The sequence below is a fragment of the Delftia sp. ZNC0008 genome, from assembly GCF_000799035.1.
GTDB classification, from domain to species: domain Bacteria; phylum Pseudomonadota; class Gammaproteobacteria; order Burkholderiales; family Burkholderiaceae_C; genus Comamonas; species Comamonas tsuruhatensis.
Window position 1 is genome coordinate 1 of the sequence record NZ_JTKZ01000058.1, and the last position, 18,661, is coordinate 18,661.

The window sequence follows — 18,661 nt, forward strand, 5'->3', positions numbered from 1 at the left end:
CGGACTACGAGCGTTTCTCGACAAATGCCCGGCCGCGCCCGGCGCAACATGGCGCCATGGTTCGCAATTCTTCCGCTTCTTCCTCTGCCGTCGGCATCGCCTTCGTTTCGGTGGCCGCCGTGCTCTGGGGCACGACGGGTACGGCGCAAAGCCTGGGCGCAGGCGGGCTGTCGCCGTTCTGGGTGGGCGCCGCGCAGCTGGCGGTTTCCAGCCTGTTTCTGGGCGTGCTGCTGGCGGTTTCCCATTGGAGGCTGCGCGGGCGGGCCGTGCAGGGCGGGGCACCCGTCCAGCCGCTGCTGCCCAACCCGGTGCACCTGGGACTGCGCCCGGCCTGGTTTCTGCTGGCTTCCATGGGAATCGGCGGCTACAGCATCTTCTTCTACGAGGGCGTGACGCTCACGGGCGTGGCCGTGGGCACGGCCGTGGCCATTGGCAGCGGCCCCATCTGGGCCGGGCTGATGCAGGCGCTGGTGCTGCGCGCGCCCCTGTCGGCCCTGTGGTGGGCCGGCACGCTGGTGAGCGTGGCGGGAGGCGCGGCCATGGTGATGGCCCGGGGCGGCGCCACGCTGTCCTGGAGCGGCCTGGCCCTGTGCCTGCTGGCGGGGCTGTCGTACGCGGGCTATGCGCTGATCAACAAGCGCCTGGTCACCCACCTGTCGCCGCGCGTGGTGAATTTCTATGTGTTCACCGGGGCGGCCTGCATGGCGGTGCCGATTGCGCTGGTGCAAAGCGGCCTGCCGCAGTGGAGCCTGGCGGCCGTGCTGGTGGTGGTCTACCTGGGCGTGGTGGTGTCGGGCCTGGCGCACATGCTGTTTTCCATCGGGCTGCGCAGCATCTCCGGCCCCACGGGCGTGACGCTGAGCCTGATCGAGCCCGTGGCGGCCTTCGTGCTGGCGGTGTGGGTCGTGGGCGAGCGGCAGCCGCTGCAATCGTGGCTGGGGCTGCTGGCCGTGCTGGCGGGGCTGATGCTGGTGATCGGCGCCGAGATGCGCTCGCAGCGGGCCGTGATGGCCGCGCAGATGGCGTGACTCTTTGTAGGCCGGCGCCGCTCTTCACGATGCGCTGTTCTCCGCATGTTGCAGGCATGCATGGCCGCTAGACTTGGCGGCATGCAGCAGCCATCCCATCTCTCTTCCGAATCCTGTGCCCCGTCCGCCTGGGGCTGTGCCTGCGCGCCCTGGCGCGCGCGTCGCGGTTTCTTGCTGGCCGGCAGCGCGGCGGCCATGGGCCTGGCCACGGCGCCGGTGGCGGCACAGGTGCAGGTGGGCGGTGCCTCGGGCCTGCGCAAGCTGGTGCCGGCCGAGACGCTGGAAGGCGCCGCCACCGACCAGTACCAGCAACTGCTGGCCAAGGCCCGCGCCCAGGGCGCACTGGCTGGCGACAGCAACCCGCAGCTGCAGCGGCTGCGCGCCATTGCCCGGCGGCTGATCCCCTACACCGCCCAATGGAACCCGCGTGCCAATGCCTGGCGCTGGGAGGTGAATCTGATCGGCAGCAAGGAGATCAATGCCTTTTGCATGCCGGGCGGCAAGATCGCCTTCTACACCGGCATCATCGACCAGCTGCAGCTGACCGACGACGAGATCGCCATGATCATGGGCCACGAAATGGCCCATGCGCTGCGCGAGCACTCGCGCGAGCAACTGGCCAAGAACCAGGCCACCAGCATCGGCATTTCGCTGGGCGCCCAATTGCTGGGCCTGGGCGACCTGGGCAATGCGGCGGCCCGCCTGGGCGGCCAGCTGCTGTCGCTGAAATTCAGCCGGGGCGACGAGAGCGAGGCCGACCTCGTGGGCCTGGAACTGGCCGCGCGCGCCGGCTACAACCCCCAGGCCTCGGTCTCGCTGTGGCGCAAGATGGGCCAGGCCACGGGCGACCGTGGCGGCCTGGAATTCCTGTCCACCCACCCCGCAGGCCCCGAGCGCATCCGCGAGCTGGAGCGCAACATCCCGCGCGTGGAAGGCCTCTACGAGGCCGCACGGCGCGGGTAGGCAGCCGCCTTCAGGCGGCGGCTTTTTGCTTTGGTTGGTAGCCCATGACGGCCTTGACTTCAAGGTACTCCTTGAAGCCATGCTCGCCCCATTCCCGGCCCGTGCCTGACTGCTTGTAGCCGCCGAACGGCGCGCCGAAGTCCGGTCCCGCCCCATTGAGGTGGACCATGCCGGTGCGCAGGCGCGAGGCCACGCGGCGCGCGCGCTCCAGGCTGCCGGACTGCACATAGCCCGACAGGCCGTAGGGCGTGTCGTTGGCCTGGGCGATGGCCTCCTCCTCCGTGTCGTAGGGCAGGATGACCAGCACGGGGCCGAAGATCTCCTCGCGTGCAATGGTCATGTCGTTGCGCACGTCGGCAAACACCGTGGGCCGCACGAAGTAGCCGCGCGCAAGGCCCTCGGGGCGGCCCGTGCCGCCGGCCACCAGGGTGGCGCCTTCGGCGATGCCGGCCTCGATCAGGCCCTGGATCTTGCGGAACTGCGCCTCGCTGACCACGGGGCCCATGTGCATGGCGCCCGTGTCGGCCAGTGCATCGCCCACCTTCATGCCTTCGGCAGCGGCCTTGGCCGCGGCCACTGCGCGCGCATGCAGGGCGCGCGGCACGAACATGCGCGTGGGCGCGTTGCAGCTCTGGCCGGAGTTGGTGAAGCAGGCGTTCACGCCCTGGGTCACGGCCTTTTCAATGTCTGCGTCGTTCAGCACGATGTTGGCCGACTTGCCGCCCAGCTCCTGGGTCACGCGCTTGACGGTATCGGCCGAGGCCTTGGCCACGGCAATGCCCGCGCGGGTGGAGCCGGTGAAGGTCATCATGTCGATGCCGGGGTGCACGGACATGGCCTCGCCCACCGAGGGGCCGTCGCCGTTGACCAGGTTGAACACGCCGGCCGGCACGCCCGCTTCGTGCAGGATCTCGGCCACCAGGATGGCGTTCAGCGGCGCGATCTCCGAGGGCTTGAGCACCATGGTGCAGCCCGCCGCCAGGGCCGGTGCCACCTTGCACATGATCTGGTTGATGGGCCAGTTCCAGGGCGTGATCATGCCCACCACGCCCACGGGCTCATGCACGATGCCGGTGGTGCCGCGCACGCTCTCGAACTCGAAGTCCCTGAGCACCTGCAGGGTCTGCTTCAGGTGCCCCGCGCCCACCGTGGCCTGGGCCGCGCGCGACAGCCACAGCGGCGCGCCCATCTCCAGCGAGATGGTCTGCGCCACCTCGTCGATGCGGCGCATGTAGACCGCCAGCACCTTGTCCAGCAGGGCCAGCCGCTCGTCGCGCGTGGTCTGCGAGAAGCCGTCGAACGCGCGGCGTGCGGCGGCCACGGCTGCATCGACATCGGCGGCCGAGCCCATGCTGATGCGGGCCGCCACCTCCTCGGTGGACGGATTGATCACATCCAGCGTGCGCGGCACGGCCGGGGGAACCCATTGGCCGTCGATATAGAACTGCAGGTGCTCTTGCGTGCTCATGAAGCTGTCTCCGTGTCTCGTTGTCATTGGGTGGAAGGGGTATCGAAGGTGACGCGCTGGTTCACGCGGTAGTGGGGCCAGTAGTCGGCCACAGCATAGTGCTGCGTGCTGCGGTTGTCCCAGATGGCGATGCCGCCCGCGTCCCATTGATGATGCACCATGAACTCCGGCTTCTTCAGCCAGTCCAGCAGGAAGGCGAGCACGCCGCGCGCCTCGTGCCGGTCCACGCCCGTGATGTGGCGCGTGAAATCGGCATTGACGAAGATGCACTTGCGGCCTGAATCGGGGTTGGTGCGCACCACGGGATGCGTCACGGGCTTGAATTGGCGCAGTGCCTCGAACAGCGCCTCCTCGCCCTTGCGGCCCAGGTATTCCCGGAAGCCCGATTCCTCCCAGGTATGGACCGCCTGCAGGCCTTCCAGGTACTGCTGCATGCCGGGCGAGAGCCAGTCATAGGCCTTGCTGGTGCTGGTCCAGCAGGTGTTGCCGCCGGCCGGCGGCGTGGTCACGATCTGGATCACGGTGCCCAGCGGCGGCTGCTGCTTCCAGCTGATGTCGGTGTGCCAGTTGTCTATGGCGGGCGGGCGGTCCTTGTCGGAGATGATCATCTCCACGTCGGGCATGCCGCTCTTGCGCTCGAAGTACGAGCCCTTGGACAGCGGGCCGAACACCTGCGCCAGCGCCACATGCTGCTCGGCCGTGATGGCCTGTGGCCGGAAGAAGATGACCTCGAAGTCGTACAGGGCCTGTCGCAGTTCCGCCTGCACCTCGGGGGACAGGGGCCGGGTCAGGTCCACGCCCTCGATCCAGGCCGCGAAGTTGGGCATGCGCGGCACGGGGCGGATGTGGTGGTAGCGGGCGTCGATGTCGATCAGCTGCATGGGGGCGGCATTGGCCATGGGGTACTCCTTGGAGGAACGGATGGAAGGGGAGGAAGAGGAAGGAAGGTGGAGAGAGAGGGCTGGCGGGCTCACTGCCAGTGCAGCAGCCGCCTCTCGGCCCAGGACATGAAGCGCACCATGCCCACGCCCAGCAGGGCCAGCACCAGCAGCAGCGCCATGACGCCATTGATGTCGAAGGTGGAGCCCAGGTAGGCCAGGGTCTGGCCCAGGCCCTTTTCGCTGGCGATGATCTCGGTGCCCACCACGCCCAGCAGGGCATAGATCAATCCCAGGCGCAGGCCCGAGAAGATCACCGGGACGGCGCCGGGCAGCGTGACCTCGAAGAAGGTGGTGGCGGCGCTGGCGCCCAGGGTGCGGCACAGCGTGACGTGGTCCTGGCTGACGCCCCGCATGCCTGCCACCGTGGCCGACAGCACGATGAAGAAGGTCAGCGAGCAGCCCACGGCGATCTTGCTGCCCAGCCCCAGCCCGAACCACAGGATGAACAGCGGCGCCAGCGCGATGCGCGGCATCACGTTCAGCGCGTTGAAGTAGGGCTCGGCAAAGCGCTCGATGGCCGGCCAGCGCACGAAGGCCAGCCCCGTGGCGAAGGCGGCCACGCTGCCCAGCACGAAGGAGCAGGCCACGGCCGCCAGCGTCCAGCCCAGGTCGGACCAGAACCGGGCCGTGCCCGCATGGTTCCAGAGATAGGCGGCCACGCCGCTGGGCTGGCCGAAGAAGGTGGGGTCCAGCCAGCGGCGCGCGGCGGCCCATTCGGCCAGTCCCAGCACGAGACAGATGAACAGCGCATGCAGCGCCAGCCATTGCAGACGGTCAGCCTTCATGGTGCACCCATCCCGATTCGAGCTGCGACCACAGGGCCGCATAGAGTTCATGGAAGCGCGGCGACTTCTGCAGGTCGCGGATGGAGCGCGGGCGCGGCAGGTCTATGGGCAGGTCGGCGATGATGCGGCCCGGGCGCGAGGACATCACCACCACGCGGTCGGAGACGGCCACGGCCTCGGCCAGGTCGTGGGTCACGAACAGCACGCTGTGGCGGTGCTGCTGGCACAGGCGCAGCAGCAGGTCCTGCAGCTGCAGCTTGGTCTGCGCGTCCAGGGCGCCGAAGGGCTCGTCCATCAGCAGCAGCTGCGCGTCCAGCGCAAAGGTGCGCGCCAGCGCCGTGCGCTGGCGCATGCCGTGGGACAAGGCCTTGGGCAGGGCCTGCGCATGGTCGGCCAGGCCCACCTCCTGCAGCATGCGCAGTGCGCGCTCCGTGCTGTCGGCCGTGCCGACGCCGCGCACGCGCGCGCCGAAGGCGGCGTTCTCCAGCGCCGTGCACCAGGGCAGCAGGCTGTCGCGCGCCAGCATGTAGCCCACGCGGGAACTGCCCAGGCGCGGTGCCTCGCCCAGCACGCGCAGCGTGCCGGCGCCGGTGTGGGCCACCAGGCCTGCGCAGAGGTTGAGCAGGCTGGTCTTGCCGCAGCCGCTGGGCCCGACCAGCGAGACGAATTCGCCCTCGGCCACCTGCAGCGCAATGTTGTCCAGCACCTGCGTGCGGCCGTCGAAGCTCAGGTGCAGGCCGTCGGCGGCAATGGCCTGCGGCGGCAGTTGCGATCCATTGGAAGTCATGGCGAGCGCCCCCTTCACTGCGCCAGCAGGGGCGCGGTGTCGATCAGCCGGCTGATCTGCCCCGTGCGCTGCAGGTAGCGCGCGGCATGCTGCAGGGCCTTGGGGTCCACCGCAAACTGCATGGAAGGAATGGCGTTGCGCAGCGCCACTTCCAGGATCCGTTCGCCGCCGGTCGTGTTGATGCGGAAGCTGTCCTGCGCGACTTTGAGCAATGCATCGAAATGGGCCGGTTCGCGGGCATAGTCGGCCGCCTCGTTCATGGCGCGGCGCAAGCCCTCCACGGCCTGGGCGTTCTTGCGCAGGAAGTCGGCGCGCACCACCTGCAGCACGCCGGCGCCGTTGGTGTCCACCACATCGGCCGGACCCTGGCCCCTGCGCGGATCGACGACGATGCGGCAGGCCTGGCTGACCTCGCAAAAGCCGTCCATGGGCGAGAACAGCATCAGGCCATCGACCTGCCTTTGCGCAATCGCCGGAAAGGCGGTGTTGGGCGATCCCACGGCGACGATGGTGACGTCGTCCGCCTTCATGCCGGCGCCCTGCAGCAGGCTCACGAGCTGGAATTCGGCCGCGCTGCCGCGCGCCGTCACGCCGATGCGCCGGCCCTTGAAGTCCTGCATCACGGCGGGATAGCCCTGGGCGGCATGCGCCATGGGCAGGGCCGACGAGGCCATGAGGAAGAACGTCGGTGCGCTGGCGCCGCTGCCGATCACCTTGAGGTCGGCGCCCTTGTTGACCGCCTGAAGCAGCACCTCGGGCGGCGTAAACGCCACTTCGAGGTCACCGGCCAGCAAGGTCTGCAGCGCCAGCGGCGCCTGCGGGATGGGGCGCAGTTCGCAGCGTATGCCGTGCTTCTCGCACAGTCCCCGTGCGTTGGCCACGCGCACCAGGAAGTTGCCGATGCCGGGGTAGTCCTGGATGCGCAGCGTGGGCGTCTGTGCAAGGGCTGCCTGGGTCGAGAGCAGGGCGAACACGAAGGCGAATACCAGGGCGAGCGTGGTGCGGATCATGGGGCGGGCTCCATACGTGTGGGTATGGGGCCGATTACAAGGACGGTGCTATGCGCCAATTGCCGCGAAAGGGACAATGATCGGGTGAACACCAAGCTCGGTTCCCCCAACACCTCTTTGGCGCAGGCGCGCAGCGAGCGCTATCGCGTGGACCTGCTGGCCGAATTGCCGGCCGCATCGGCACGCGGGCTGCGGGCCATAGGCTCCAGGCGCCGCTACCGCGATGGACAGTTCGTGCAAAAGCGCGGCGATGCGGCCGACCATGCGCTGGTGCTGCTGTCAGGGCGCTTTCGTGTCGTGGCCTTCACCGTGGGCGGCACCGAGCGCATGACGCGCTGGCTGGAGGCCGGGGAGATCACCGGCATCAGCTCGGTGCTGGGCAATGCGCCCGTGCCCGTGGACCTGGTGGCCGATGGCGATGTCGAGGTGCTGGTCCTGCCGCGCCAGCCGCTGCTGGACTTCCTGGAGCGCGATGCGCCCGCATGCCTGGCTGTGGCGCGCCTGCTGAGCCTGCGCGTGAACGGGCTGCTGGACACCATCTTCATCAGTTCGGAGGACACGCTGCATGCCCGGGTCTGGGCCACCTTGCAGGTGCTGGCGGCAGAGAACGGCCAGCCCCTGCCCGGCGGCCGCACCCTGCTGCGCATATCGCAGGGAGATCTGTCGCATGTGGTGGGCGCCTCGCGCCAGCGCGTGAACGAGGAGCTGCGCAAGCTGCAGGCGGGCGGCAGCGTGCGTCTGGGCTATCGGTGGATCGAGGTGCTGGGCTGAGGCAGCTGCAGACTCAGGTCCCGCCCACGTAGGGGTTGCTCTTGCGCTCGCGGCCGAAGCTGCTTTCGGGGCCGTGGCCCGGGATGAACACGGTCTGGTCGCCCATGGGCCACAGGCGCTGGACGATGCTGTCGATCAGCTGCTGGTGGTTGCCCTGGGGAAAGTCGGTGCGGCCGATGCTGCCCGCGAACAGCACGTCGCCCACGAAGGCGCGGTCGATCTGCGGCGCATGGAACACCACGTGGCCGGGCGTATGGCCGGGGCAGTGGCGCACCTGCAGCGTTTCCTGGCCGATGCTCACCGTGTCGCCATCGTGCAGCCAGCGCGTGGGCGTGAAGGGGTCCGAATGCGGGAAGCCGAACATGGCGCCCTGCTGGGGCAGGGCATCGATCCAGAACTGGTCTCCGGGATGGGGGCCGATGATGGGCAGCTGCTGTGCATCGGCCAGCTCGCGCGTGCCGCCCGCGTGGTCTATGTGGGCGTGCGTGAGCCAGATGGCCTTGAGCGCCAGGCCCAGGCGATCTATCTCCCAGCCGATCTGCTCCAGGTCGCCGCCCGGGTCGATGACGGCGGCTTCCATGGTCTGGTCGCACCAGACCAGCGAGCAGTTCTGCTGGAAGGCGGTGACGGGGATGGTGTGGTACTGGAGCATGGGCGGCGTGGGTGCTTCTGGCGAAAGCGCCCATTATTCCCGCTCCTTCCCCTGATGGCAGCGCAGGGCCTCCCCCGCTTGCGCCGTCAGGTGGTCGGCTGGCCGCATTGCCCGCAGAACCGCGCGCCGGCCGGATGGCTGGCGTTGCAGCTCCTGCAGGCCTGCGGCAGCACCGCGCCGCCGCACTGCGGGCAAAAGCGCGAGCTGGAGGCAATCGATGCATGGCAGCCGGGGCAGACCGCCGCCACGGCCGCAGGCGGGTATGCGCCGCCAGCGTGATGCCCGCCGATATGGACGCCGATATTGCCGCCGTGATGGCCGCCGCGCGTGTGTTGTCCGAACAGTCTTTGCAAGAGTCCCATGGTGCCTTCCTTCGCACTGCGCGGCTGCGCCGCTGCAGTCGCTCAAAGGTGCATTGGGACACGGCAGCGGTGCGCCAGGACGTGGATGGCGATCATTTAATGTGGCTGTCATTTCGCGGCAATCCGGCGTCTTGTGACGGACAGGCGACATCCTCGCGGGCAGACCCCGTGGCTGCCGCCACGCGGCCGTGATACAAGCTAGCCGTGCCGCCAAGCCAGCCTGCCGTCATGCAGGCGCGCAAGGATTTTTTCGAGGATGGGCCGGGCCGCCGCCTGCGCAATGCAGCGCAGGGCGGGTACCGGCATCACGCGAGGGAGAACCGGTATGTTGATTGGCGTGCCTGCCGAGACCATGGCAGGAGAAACCCGGGTGGCCGCGACCCCCGAGACCGTCAAGAAGCTGCGTGCGCAAGGCCATGTGCTGCGCGTGCAGTCGGGAGCGGGAGTGGCGGCCAGCGTGCCCGATGCCTTGTACGAGGCAGCGGGCGCCGAGATCGTCGATGCGGCAGGCGCCCTGGGCGCCGATCTTGTGCTCAAGGTGCGCATTCCTTCGGAGGATGAGCTGCCCCTGGTCCGCAAGGGCGCAACGCTGGTCGGCATGCTGGACCCCTTCCAGCCCGCAGGCCTGCAGCGCCTGGCCGATGCGGGCATCACGGCCTATGCGCTGGAGGCGGCTCCGCGCACCACGCGTGCGCAGAGCATGGACGTGCTGTCCAGCCAGGCCAATATCGCCGGCTACAAGGCCGTGATGATTGCGGCCAACCAGTACCAGCGCTTCTTTCCCATGCTGATGACGGCGGCCGGCACGGTGAAGGCCGCGCGCGTCGTGGTGCTGGGCGTGGGCGTGGCCGGCCTGCAGGCCATTGCCACGGCCAAGCGCCTGGGCGCCGTGATCGAGGCCAGCGATGTGCGGCCCAGCGTGCGTGAGCAGGTCGAATCCCTGGGCGGCAAGTTCATCGACGTGCCCTACGAGACCGCCGAGGAAAAGGAGGCCGCCGAAGGCGTGGGCGGCTACGCCCGCCCCATGCCGCAAAGCTGGCTGGACCGGCAAAAGGCCGAGGTCGCCAAGCGCGTGGCCCAGGCCGACGTGGTCATCACCACGGCGCTGATCCCGGGCCGGCCCGCGCCCGTGCTGGTCACGGCCGAGATGGTGCAGGCCATGAAGCCAGGCGCCGTCATCGTGGACCTGGCGGCCGAGCGTGGCGGCAACTGCCCGCTGACCCAGGCCGGCATGACCGTGGTCACGCATGGCGTGACCATCGTGGGCCTGACCAACCTGCCCGCCATGGTGGCGGCCGATGCCTCGGCCCTGTATGCACGCAATGTGCTCGATTTTCTCAAGCTCATCATCAACAAGGATGGCGCCCTGCATGTGGACATGGAGGACGACATCGTGGCCGCGTGCCTGATGGCCCATGAAGGCCAGCTTGCAGCACAGCGGAGGAAATGACATGGAAGCCGTATCCCCCACCATCATCCATCTCATCATCTTCGTGCTGGCCATCTACGTGGGCTACCACGTGGTGTGGACCGTCACGCCCGCGCTGCACACGCCGCTGATGGCGGTGACCAATGCCATCTCGGCCATCGTCATCGTCGGCGCCATGCTGGCGGCGGCGCTCACGGAAACGGGCCTGGGCAAGACCATGGGCGTGCTGGCCGTGGCGCTGGCCGCGGTCAACGTGTTCGGCGGCTTCCTGGTCACGCGGCGCATGCTGGAGATGTTCCGCAAGAAAGAGCGCAAGAGCGCTCCGGCCAAGGACGGCAAGGATGCCAAGGCGGAGGGCCAGTCATGAGCATGAACCTCGTCACATTGCTCTACCTGGTGGCCAGCGTCTGCTTCATCCAGGCGCTCAAGGGGCTGTCGCATCCCACCACGTCCATACGGGGCAACCTGTTCGGCATGGCCGGCATGGTGATCGCCGTGCTGACCACGGCAGCGCTCATCGTGCAGCTGGCCGGCGGCAATGCATTGGGCCTGGGCTGGGTGCTGCTGGGCCTGCTGGTCGGCGGCACGGCCGGTGCGGTCATGGCCCAGCGCGTGGAGATGACCAAGATGCCCGAGCTGGTGGCCTTCATGCACAGCATGATCGGCCTGGCGGCGGTGTTCATCGCCGTGGCCGCCGTGGCCGAGCCCTGGGCCTTTGCCATCACGGCCAAGGGTGGCGCCATTCCGGGCGGCAACCGCGTGGAACTGGCGCTGGGCGCCTTCATCGGCGCCGTGACCTTCACGGGCTCGGTGATCGCCTTCGGCAAGCTCAGCGGCAAGTACAAGTTCCGCCTGTTCCAGGGTGCGCCCGTGCAGTTCAAGGGCCAGCATGCGCTCAACGCCGTGCTGGGGCTGGCAGCGGCCTTCTTCGTCTTCGGCTTCTGGCACAGCCAAAGCTGGATGGACATCGTGCTGGTCATCGCCCTGGGACTGCTGCTGGGCGTGCTGCTGATCATTCCGATTGGCGGCGCGGACATGCCGGTGGTCGTGTCCATGCTCAACAGCTACTCGGGCTGGGCGGCGGCGGGCATCGGCTTCTCGCTGAACAACAGCATGCTGATCATTGCGGGTTCGCTGGTGGGCAGCTCGGGCGCCATCCTGAGCTACATCATGTGCAAGGCCATGAACCGCTCGTTCTTCAGCGTGATACTGGGCGGCTTCGGCGGCGAGGCCACCAGCGCGGCCGCAGGCTCCCAGCAGCAGCGCAACGTGAAAAGCGGCAGCGCCGACGATGCGGCCTTCGTCCTGGGCAATGCCGAGACCGTGGTCATCGTGCCCGGCTACGGCCTGGCCGTGGCGCGTGCCCAGCACGCGGTCAAGGAGCTGGCCGACAAGCTCACCGAACGGGGCGTGACGGTGAAGTACGCCATCCACCCGGTGGCCGGCCGCATGCCCGGCCACATGAACGTGCTGCTGGCCGAGGCCGAGGTCCCCTACGACCAGGTCTTCGAGATGGAGGACATCAACAGCGAGTTCGGCCAGGCCGACGTGGCCATCATCCTGGGCGCCAACGACGTGGTGAACCCCGCCGCGCACGTCAAGGGCAGCCCCATCTACGGCATGCCCATCCTGGAGGCCTACAAGGCCAAGACGGTGATCGTGAACAAGCGCTCCATGGCGGCCGGCTATGCGGGCCTGGACAACGAGCTGTTCTACATGGACAAGACCATGATGGTCTTCGGCGACGCCAAGAAGGTGGTGGAGGACATGGGCAAGGCGCTGGAGTGAGGTGCTGCGTGGGGCACAAGGGACAAGGGGCGGCGCGAGCCGCTCCTTGCGCTCACAGCTTCATGTCGTAGCCGATGGTCACCGGCGCATGGTCCGAGAACTTCACATCCTTGTAGATGTTCTCGGTGCGGGCCAGCGCGGCGGTAGCGGGGGTGGCCAGGTGGTAGTCCAGGCGCCATCCCACGTTGTTGGCGTAGGCCTGGCCGCGGTTGCTCCACCATGTGTAGCAGGTGTCGGTGGTGTCGGGCTGGAGCAGGCGATAAACGTCCACCAGGCCGCCAGTCGGCTCAGTTTTGTTCAACAATTTTGTCATCCACTCGCGTTCCTCGGGCGTGAAACCGCTGTTTTTCTGGTTGCTGCGCCAGTTCTTGAGGTCGATCTGCTGGTGGGCGATGTTGATGTCGCCGCAGAGGATGAACTCGCGTTCGCCCTTCATGCGCATCAGGTGGGCATGCATTTCGGCCAGGAAGCGGAACTTGGCCGTCTGGCGCAGTTCGCCGGAGCTGCCGCTGGGAAAGTAGGCGCTGATGATGGACAGCTTGCGCGATGGCGTGTCGAAGCGCGCCTCCACGTAGCGGCCCTCGGCGTCGAATTCGTGCGAGCCGAAGCCGACCACGACGTCGCTGGGCTCGTGGCGGCTGTAGACGCCCACGCCCGAGTAGCCCTTTTTCTCGGCGTAGTGGAAGTGGCCGCGCAGGCCGGCCAGCAGCTCGAAGCGTCCGGTCATGTCGGCGGCCTGGGCCTTGATTTCCTGCACGCAAATACAATCCGGCGCAGTGGCCTCGATCCAGGCTTCGACGCCCTTGGTCGAGGCCGAGCGGATGCCGTTGAGGTTGAGGCTGGTCAATTTGAACAAGGATGAATCCATGGTGGTGAGTAATCTGCAGGCCGAGGACGCAGGCCGTCTGGCGCAGGAATTTGTGCAATTCGCCGTTGACGCAGGGGTGCTGCGTTTCGGCGAGTTCAAGACCAAGGCCGGGCGCATGAGCCCGTACTTCTTCAATGCCGGCCTGTTCGATGACGGCGGCAAGATGGGCCGTCTCGCCGAATTCTATGCAAAAGCCATCGCGGCCAGCGGCATCGAGTTCGACATGATCTTCGGCCCGGCCTACAAGGGCATCCCGCTGGCGGCCACCGTGGCGGTGGAGCTGGCCCGCATGGGCATCAACAAGCCCTTTGCGTACAACCGCAAGGAAGCCAAGGACCACGGCGAGGGTGGCACCCTGGTGGGCGCGCCGCTCAAGGGCCGCGTGCTGATCGTGGACGACGTGATGAGCGCCGGCACGGCCGCGCGCGAGTCCATCGCCATCATCCGCGCCGCCGGTGCCACGCCGCATGCCGTGGCCATCGCGCTGGACCGCCAGGAAATGGCCACGGAAAATGGCCAGGACGTGCCCCACAGCGCCGTGCAGTACGTGCGCAACCAGCTGGGCATGCAGGTCTGCACTATTGCAAAACTGGCAGACTTATTGCTTTATCTTGAGATTCAAGGTGGCAGCGCAGGCAGCGGCCACCATGAGCGCGTGCTGGCCTACCGCCAGCGTTATGGAGTCAACGACAAGGGGTGAGCGGTTGATGAAGCGGGCGATGCATGCACGATCCTTGCTGTGTGCCATGGGCTTGGCCACGCTGGGCTGCGCCGTGCCCGCCCAGGATATGCCCCTGGGGCCGGGCATCTATTCATGCACCGACGCCCGTGGCCGCCGCCTGACGGCCGACCGCCCGATTGCCGAATGCGTGGACCGCGACCAGCGCGTGCTGGGCAACTCCGGCGTGGAGCTGCGCCGCGTGGGCCCCACGCTGACCGACAACGAACGTGCCGAGCTGGACGCCCAGCGCCGCCGCGACCAGGCAGAGCAGCGCCGCATGCGCGAGGAGCGCTCGCGCGACAAGGCGTTGATCACGCGCTACCCCAACCAGGCCGCCCACGATGCCGAGCGTGCCGAGGCCATCTCCCAGGTCGATCAGGTCATCTCCGTGGCGCGCCAGCGCCAGCAGGAACTGCAGACGCGGCGCACGGCCCTGAATGCCGAGATGGAGTTCTACAGGAAAGACCCCGCCAAGGCGCCGGCATCGCTGCGCCGCCAGCTCGACGAGAACACGGCCTCGCAGGAGGAGCAGCAGCGCTTCGTCCAGCAGCAGGACCAGGAAAAGCGCCGCATCCAGGAGCGCTTCGATGCCGAGCTGCAGCAGCTGCGCCAGTTGTGGGCTGCGAGCGCACGCCGCTGAGGCTGGCCCAACGCCGCGCCCGCCGCCGCGTTCTTTCTCCTTCCTGCCCCTCCTTTCCTTCCTCCTTCTCGTTGCACGCTTGCTGAGTCGAATTCGTCCTGCATGCGGCGCCCGCATGCAGGGCTAGGCTTTGCGCATCGAGTCTGCGGGCTGACATCAAGGGAGGCAGCATGACGGTGTGGCGTTGGTTGATGGCCTTGCTGCTGTGGGCAGCCGGGGCCTGGCTGTCCTGGGGCGGCGCCCAGCTCCTGCTGGCCGGCGGCAGCGGCTACTACGTGATCGCCGGCCTGCTGCTGCTGGTGGTGGGGTGGGGCGTGGCGCGCCGTTCGGCCATGGCGCTGTGGCTGTTTGCGCTGTGGCTGCTGGGCACCGCGCTGTGGGCGGTCTGGGAGATAGGGCTGGACTGGTGGCCGCTGGCGGTGCGCCTGGGGCTGCCCTGGTTGATGGGCCTGCTGCTGGTGCTGCCCTGGTCGGTGCGTGCGCTGCGCCATGAGCCCGACATGGGCCAGAACCGGGGCCTGGCCCCGGCCCATGCGGCGCTGGCGCTGGTGGTGCTGGGCACGGCCATTCTTGCGGGCCTGTCCTTCGGGCGCCAGCGCGATGCCCATGAAACCCAGGGCCAGTTTGCGGGGGCGGCCGCCGCTGCGTCGGACCTGCCTGCCGACGGCCAGGTCACGGCCGTGCAGAACATGTCCATGGTGGCCTCCGAGGCCGGCGGCCTGCGCAGCCCGCCGGTGCTGCAGGGCGATGCCACCGATGCCGTGCCCGATGGCGAATGGCATGCCTACGGCCGCACCGGAGCGGGCCAGCGCTATTCGCCGCTGCGCCAGATCGGCCCGCACAACGTGCGGCTGCTGCAATTGGCCTGGGAGTTCCGCACGGGCGATGTGCGCGGCAAGCCCGGCGATCCCGAAGAAACCACGTTCGAGGTCACGCCGCTGAAGATCGGCGAGCGCCTGTTCTTGTGCACGCCCCACCAGTCGGTGATTGCGCTCGATGCCACCACGGGCAAGCAGCTGTGGCGGCGCGACCTGCCCATGCCCAAGGGGCTGGCGCTGCAGCACCTGACCTGCCGGGGCCTGTCCTACCAGTCGGCGCAGGCGGCCGCGCAGTTCGATGCGGCGGCAGGGCAGACGCATTCGGCGGTGGCGCCGGCTGCAAGGAAGGCCGGCGCACAGGCGGCACAGGCGGTACAGGCTGATCCGGCTTCCTCGGTCTCCCCGGCTCCTTCCTCCGATGATGGCCGCTGTACCGCCAAGCTGTTCATGGCCACGGCCGACGGCAAGGTGGTCGCCCTCAATCCCGCCGACGGCCAGACCTGCGGCAACGTGGCGGGCGGCCAGGGCCAGATCGACCTCTGGCAGGGCATGCCCGAGCGCAAGCCGGGCTCGTACTACTCGACCTCGCCGGTGGTGGTGGCGCGCGACCGCATCATCGTGGGCGGCACGGTGCTGGACAACCATTCCACGCGCGAGCCCTCGGGCGTGATCCGCGCCTTCGATATCCGCTCGGGCGCGCTGCTGTGGGCCTGGGACCCGGGGCGGCCAGCGACCAGCACGCCGCTGCCCGAAGGACAGACCTATGTGCCCAGCTCGCCCAACAGCTGGTCCATCTCCAGCGTGGACGAGACGCTGGGCCTCGTCTTCGTGCCCATGGGCAATGCGCCGCCCGACCAATGGGGCGGGCGGCGCAGTGCCGAGGCCGAGCGGTATTCGTCCTCCGTGGTGGCGCTGGACATCGCCACGGGCGCCGTGCGCTGGGTGTTCCAGACCGTGCACCACGATCTCTGGGACTACGACGTACCCTCGCAGCCCAGCCTGATCGACCTGGAGATCGGCGGCCACAGCGTGCCCGCCCTGGTGCAGCCCACCAAGCAGGGCGAGCTGTTCGTGCTGGACCGGCGCACGGGCCAGCCGCTGCTGCCCGTTACCGAGGTGGCTGCGCCGCAGGGCGCGGCACGCGGCGACCGCACGGCGCCCACGCAGCCGCATTCGCAGCTGAGCTTCAACCCCCCGGCCCTCACCGAGCGCGACATGTGGGGCGCCAGCCCCTTCGAGCAACTGTGGTGCCGGCTGGCCTTTCGCCGCCTGCGCTACGAGGGGCGCTTCACGCCGCCCTCGGAGCAGGGCTCGCTGATCTATCCGGGCAACTTCGGCGTCTTCAACTGGGGTGGCGTGGCCGTGGACCCGCGCCGGCAGGTGGTGTTTGCCACGCCCACGCGGCTGGCCTTCGTCTCCACCCTGGTGCCGCGTGCGGACGATACCTCGCTGCTGGTGCAGGATGGCGGCCCGCCCAAGGACGGCCTGCCCGCGCTCAACGAAAACTTCGGCGCACCGTTTGCGGTGCGGCTCAAGCCCTTTGTCTCGCCGCTGGGCATTCCCTGCCAGGCGCCGCCCTGGGGCTTTGTGGCGGGTGCCGACCTGCGCACGGGCCAGATCGTCTGGCAGCGCCGCAACGGCACGCCGCGTGACCTGAGCCCGCTGCCGCTGGGCTTTCGCATGGGCGTGCCCGGCATTGGCGGCCCGGTGGTGACCGCTGGCGGCGTGGCCTTCTACTCGGGGGCTCTGGACAACTATGTACGCGCCTACGACGTGGACAGCGGCCGCCAGCTCTGGCAGGACCGCCTGCCCGCAGGCGGCCAGGCCACGCCCATGACCTACCTGGGCACGGACCAGCGCCAGTACCTGGTGGTGGTGGCGGGTGGTCATGGTTCGACTGGCACCAAGGCTGGCGACAGCGTGCGTGCCTATGTGCTGCCCAAGGAGGTGGCGGCGCCCTGAGCGCTCAGCGCCGGGGGGGTCTGCGCCGGCTCATGCCGATCCGGCCCGGCCCAGCATGCGCAGCACGCGCGTGACCAGCAGCGCGGCCACCCAGGCCAGTCCGCCGATCAGCAGCGGCAGGCGCAGCAGCGCGCCTTGCTGGGCGAACAGCATCAGCGCGTCTGCCTTCCACAGCGCGGCATAGCCCGTGTACAGGCCGTAGGCCAGCCAGGCCAGGGCGCCCAGGGCGAACAGGGCCGCCATGCGCCGGGCGCTGCGGCCATCGCGCGAATCCGCGGGCAGGGCGCGCGTGCCGTGCCAGACCCAGCCGATGGAGGCGAGCACCAGCAAGGCACTGGCTGCCACGGACAGCTGCAGCCAGGTATGGGGGGAGAGTGAGGACATCAAAAGGAAACCGCGCGCCGGCAAAGTGCCGGCCGCAGCGAGTGTAGCGGCGCAGTGCCCTGCGTGGTTTCGGTGCTCAGGCCGGCTGCCAGACGGTGGCGCCGTGGCCCTGGCCGCCGCTGCCGGGGACGGAATGGATGCCCAGCACGGCTGCATGGCGCTGCAGCAGGGCGTCGAACTGCTCGATGCTTTCCGCCGTGGCCGGGGCGTCGTCGTATTCGCTGGCCACCTGGTCCGTGGTGAAGGAGCTGGCGCCGAACTTCTGGACGATGTTGCGCAGCTTGTCGAGGTTGGGGCTGGAGGATGGTGTCATGGCAACTCCTTGGGTCATGGACGCCTGCTGCGCCGCAGGCCTGTGGGCCAGTGTAGCCCCGGGGCCTGGAGCGGCCATCCGGGGCATCCCCGCAAAGCGGCGTAGGACTTGGAACCCGCCGTCAGCCGCCCGTGGCCACGGGGCCGGCGCTCAGCACTTCAGCCAGCGGCTTGCGCGGCGTGGGCACCTCGCGCTCGCGCAGATCGTCGGGCAGGGCGGCTGCATCGCCGCGCCAGCCCACGGCGATCACCACCTCGGGCTCCAGGTGCTCGGGCAGGCGCAGCACCTCGCGTGCGGCCTCGGCCGAGAAGCCGCCCATGGCGTGCGTGGCCAGGCCCATGGCATGGGCCTCCAGCGCCAGGTAGCCCCAGGCGCAGCCCGCGTCGAAGCTGTGCTTGCCGGGCGAGGCCTGGCGGTCGGACATCAGCACGATCAGCGCGCCCGCCTCCAGGCACCAGCGGCGGTTGAACTCGTTGGGGATGGTGCTGAAGGCCTGCCAGTTCGCATCGCCGCGCAGCGCATAGGCAAAGTGCCAGGGCTGCTTGTTGCTGGCCGAAGGGGCCCAGCGCGCGGCGTCGGCCAGTTGCTCGATCTGGGCCTGGCTCAGTGCCTCCGGCTTGAAGGCGCGCGGCGACATGCGGCCCAGGAACTGCGGATGGATGGGGGTGGTGGTGTTGCGTGTCATGCGGATAGGCGGCAAGCAGAAAGGAAAGCGGCAACGATAGCGCAAGGCCTCAGGGCTGGCGCGGTGCCTGGCCATGCTGCTGGCTGATCACGCGCAGGTGGCGCTCCATGCGGATGAAGACCAGCACCATCACCACCAGCACGAGGAATGACATCAGCATGCTCCAGAAGGCCGTCTCCACGGCGCCGAAGCGCTCCTTCCAGGAGCTGCTGCCGTGGCTGTCCTCGCCGCGCAGCGCGCGCGCCGCATTGTCCAGTGACAGCGTGTAGTTCAGCAGCACACGCGG

Annotated in this window: 20 protein-coding genes and 1 pseudogene; 9 read left to right on the plus strand and 12 right to left on the minus strand. The window is 68.8% G+C overall.

What is annotated here, in order from left to right; genetic code table 11:
* Nucleotides 1-1,028 (plus strand): DMT family transporter (locus L995_RS01805; protein WP_331428937.1); only part of this gene is annotated, 1,028 nt, incomplete at its 5' end.
* 60 nt (nt 1,029-1,088) lie between these two features.
* Nucleotides 1,089-1,991 carry a M48 family metallopeptidase gene (locus tag L995_RS01810; RefSeq protein ID WP_047468565.1) on the plus strand — a complete coding sequence of 301 codons (903 nt, stop codon included), beginning with the start codon at nt 1,089-1,091 and terminating at the stop codon, nt 1,989-1,991.
* Between the two features lie 10 nt (nt 1,992-2,001).
* On the opposite strand, the gene L995_RS01815 is transcribed toward L995_RS01810, so the two are convergent.
* The 5 genes from L995_RS01815 to L995_RS01835 form a co-directional block, all read right to left on the minus strand.
* Nucleotides 2,002-3,459 (minus strand): aldehyde dehydrogenase family protein, encoded by a 1,458-nt coding sequence (locus tag L995_RS01815; protein WP_047468532.1) that lies wholly within the window; start codon nt 3,457-3,459, stop codon nt 2,002-2,004.
* 23 nt (nt 3,460-3,482) lie between these two features.
* A complete protein-coding gene (locus tag L995_RS01820; protein ID WP_016448570.1) occupies nt 3,483-4,358 on the minus strand; it encodes a TauD/TfdA dioxygenase family protein in 876 nt (291 codons plus the stop codon).
* 71 nt (nt 4,359-4,429) lie between these two features.
* Complete coding sequence (locus L995_RS01825) at nt 4,430-5,185, minus strand: ABC transporter permease (RefSeq protein WP_013800204.1); 756 nt, start codon at nt 5,183-5,185, stop codon at nt 4,430-4,432.
* Nucleotides 5,175-5,972 (minus strand): ABC transporter ATP-binding protein, encoded by a 798-nt coding sequence (locus L995_RS01830; protein ID WP_016448569.1) that lies wholly within the window; start codon nt 5,970-5,972, stop codon nt 5,175-5,177. Before L995_RS01830 ends, L995_RS01825 begins: the two co-directional genes overlap by 11 nt.
* Before the next feature lie 14 nt (nt 5,973-5,986).
* Nucleotides 5,987-6,982, minus strand: a complete 996-nt coding sequence (locus L995_RS01835) for an ABC transporter substrate-binding protein (RefSeq protein ID WP_047468536.1) — start codon at nt 6,980-6,982, stop codon at nt 5,987-5,989.
* Between the two features lie 84 nt (nt 6,983-7,066).
* On the opposite strand from L995_RS01835, the gene L995_RS01840 reads away from it, so the two are divergent.
* Nucleotides 7,067-7,753, plus strand: a complete 687-nt coding sequence (locus L995_RS01840) for a Crp/Fnr family transcriptional regulator (RefSeq protein WP_013800207.1) — start codon at nt 7,067-7,069, stop codon at nt 7,751-7,753.
* 13 nt (nt 7,754-7,766) lie between these two features.
* Here L995_RS01840 and L995_RS01845 read toward each other — a convergent pair whose 3' ends face one another.
* On the minus strand, nt 7,767-8,405 hold the full coding sequence (locus tag L995_RS01845; protein ID WP_034365678.1) for an MBL fold metallo-hydrolase: 639 nt from the start codon (nt 8,403-8,405) through the stop codon (nt 7,767-7,769).
* Between the two features lie 86 nt (nt 8,406-8,491).
* Nucleotides 8,492-8,767, minus strand: coding sequence for a zinc ribbon domain-containing protein (locus tag L995_RS31615; RefSeq protein WP_082001461.1), 276 nt, complete (start codon nt 8,765-8,767; stop codon nt 8,492-8,494).
* A gap of 325 nt (nt 8,768-9,092) precedes the next feature.
* On the opposite strand from L995_RS31615, the gene L995_RS01855 reads away from it, so the two are divergent.
* From L995_RS01855 to L995_RS01865, 3 genes are read left to right on the plus strand one after another with little or no spacing between them, the layout of a single operon-like run.
* Nucleotides 9,093-10,217, plus strand: coding sequence for a Re/Si-specific NAD(P)(+) transhydrogenase subunit alpha (locus L995_RS01855; protein ID WP_047468543.1), 1,125 nt, complete (start codon nt 9,093-9,095; stop codon nt 10,215-10,217).
* Between the two features lies 1 nt (nt 10,218).
* On the plus strand, nt 10,219-10,563 hold the full coding sequence (locus L995_RS01860; protein WP_012202276.1) for an NAD(P) transhydrogenase subunit alpha: 345 nt from the start codon (nt 10,219-10,221) through the stop codon (nt 10,561-10,563).
* On the plus strand, nt 10,560-11,984 hold the full coding sequence (locus L995_RS01865; RefSeq protein WP_012202277.1) for an NAD(P)(+) transhydrogenase (Re/Si-specific) subunit beta: 1,425 nt from the start codon (nt 10,560-10,562) through the stop codon (nt 11,982-11,984). Before L995_RS01860 ends, L995_RS01865 begins: the two co-directional genes overlap by 4 nt.
* Nucleotides 11,985-12,036: 52 nt before the next feature.
* On the opposite strand, the gene L995_RS01870 is transcribed toward L995_RS01865, so the two are convergent.
* Entirely contained in the window at nt 12,037-12,840 is an 804-nt protein-coding gene (locus L995_RS01870; RefSeq protein WP_016448562.1) for an exodeoxyribonuclease III, read from the minus strand.
* Between the two features lie 10 nt (nt 12,841-12,850).
* Between L995_RS01870 and pyrE the strand changes: the two genes are divergently transcribed.
* The 3 genes from pyrE to L995_RS01885 all read left to right on the plus strand — a co-directional run bounded on the left by pyrE (nt 12,851) and on the right by L995_RS01885 (nt 16,993).
* On the plus strand, nt 12,851-13,552 hold the full coding sequence (pyrE, locus tag L995_RS01875) for an orotate phosphoribosyltransferase (protein ID WP_026062245.1): 702 nt from the start codon (nt 12,851-12,853) through the stop codon (nt 13,550-13,552).
* A 7-nt stretch (nt 13,553-13,559) separates the two neighbouring features.
* Complete coding sequence (locus tag L995_RS01880) at nt 13,560-14,213, plus strand: DUF4124 domain-containing protein (protein ID WP_197065093.1); 654 nt, start codon at nt 13,560-13,562, stop codon at nt 14,211-14,213.
* A gap of 170 nt (nt 14,214-14,383) precedes the next feature.
* Complete coding sequence (locus L995_RS01885) at nt 14,384-16,993, plus strand: membrane-bound PQQ-dependent dehydrogenase, glucose/quinate/shikimate family (protein WP_047468550.1); 2,610 nt, start codon at nt 14,384-14,386, stop codon at nt 16,991-16,993.
* A 30-nt stretch (nt 16,994-17,023) separates the two neighbouring features.
* Here L995_RS01885 and L995_RS01890 read toward each other — a convergent pair whose 3' ends face one another.
* From L995_RS01890 to L995_RS01905, 4 genes and pseudogenes are all read right to left on the minus strand, one after another.
* Nucleotides 17,024-17,377: a hypothetical protein gene (locus L995_RS01890; RefSeq protein WP_016448558.1), complete on the minus strand. Its 354-nt coding sequence runs from the start codon at nt 17,375-17,377 to the stop codon at nt 17,024-17,026.
* A 76-nt stretch (nt 17,378-17,453) separates the two neighbouring features.
* Nucleotides 17,454-17,690, minus strand: coding sequence for a hypothetical protein (locus tag L995_RS01895; protein ID WP_016448557.1), 237 nt, complete (start codon nt 17,688-17,690; stop codon nt 17,454-17,456).
* Between the two features lie 121 nt (nt 17,691-17,811).
* Nucleotides 17,812-18,375, minus strand: a complete 564-nt coding sequence (locus L995_RS01900) for a nitroreductase family protein (RefSeq protein WP_047468553.1) — start codon at nt 18,373-18,375, stop codon at nt 17,812-17,814.
* 49 nt (nt 18,376-18,424) lie between these two features.
* Nucleotides 18,425-18,661: pseudogene (locus L995_RS01905) on the minus strand (hypothetical protein); the annotation flags it as partial.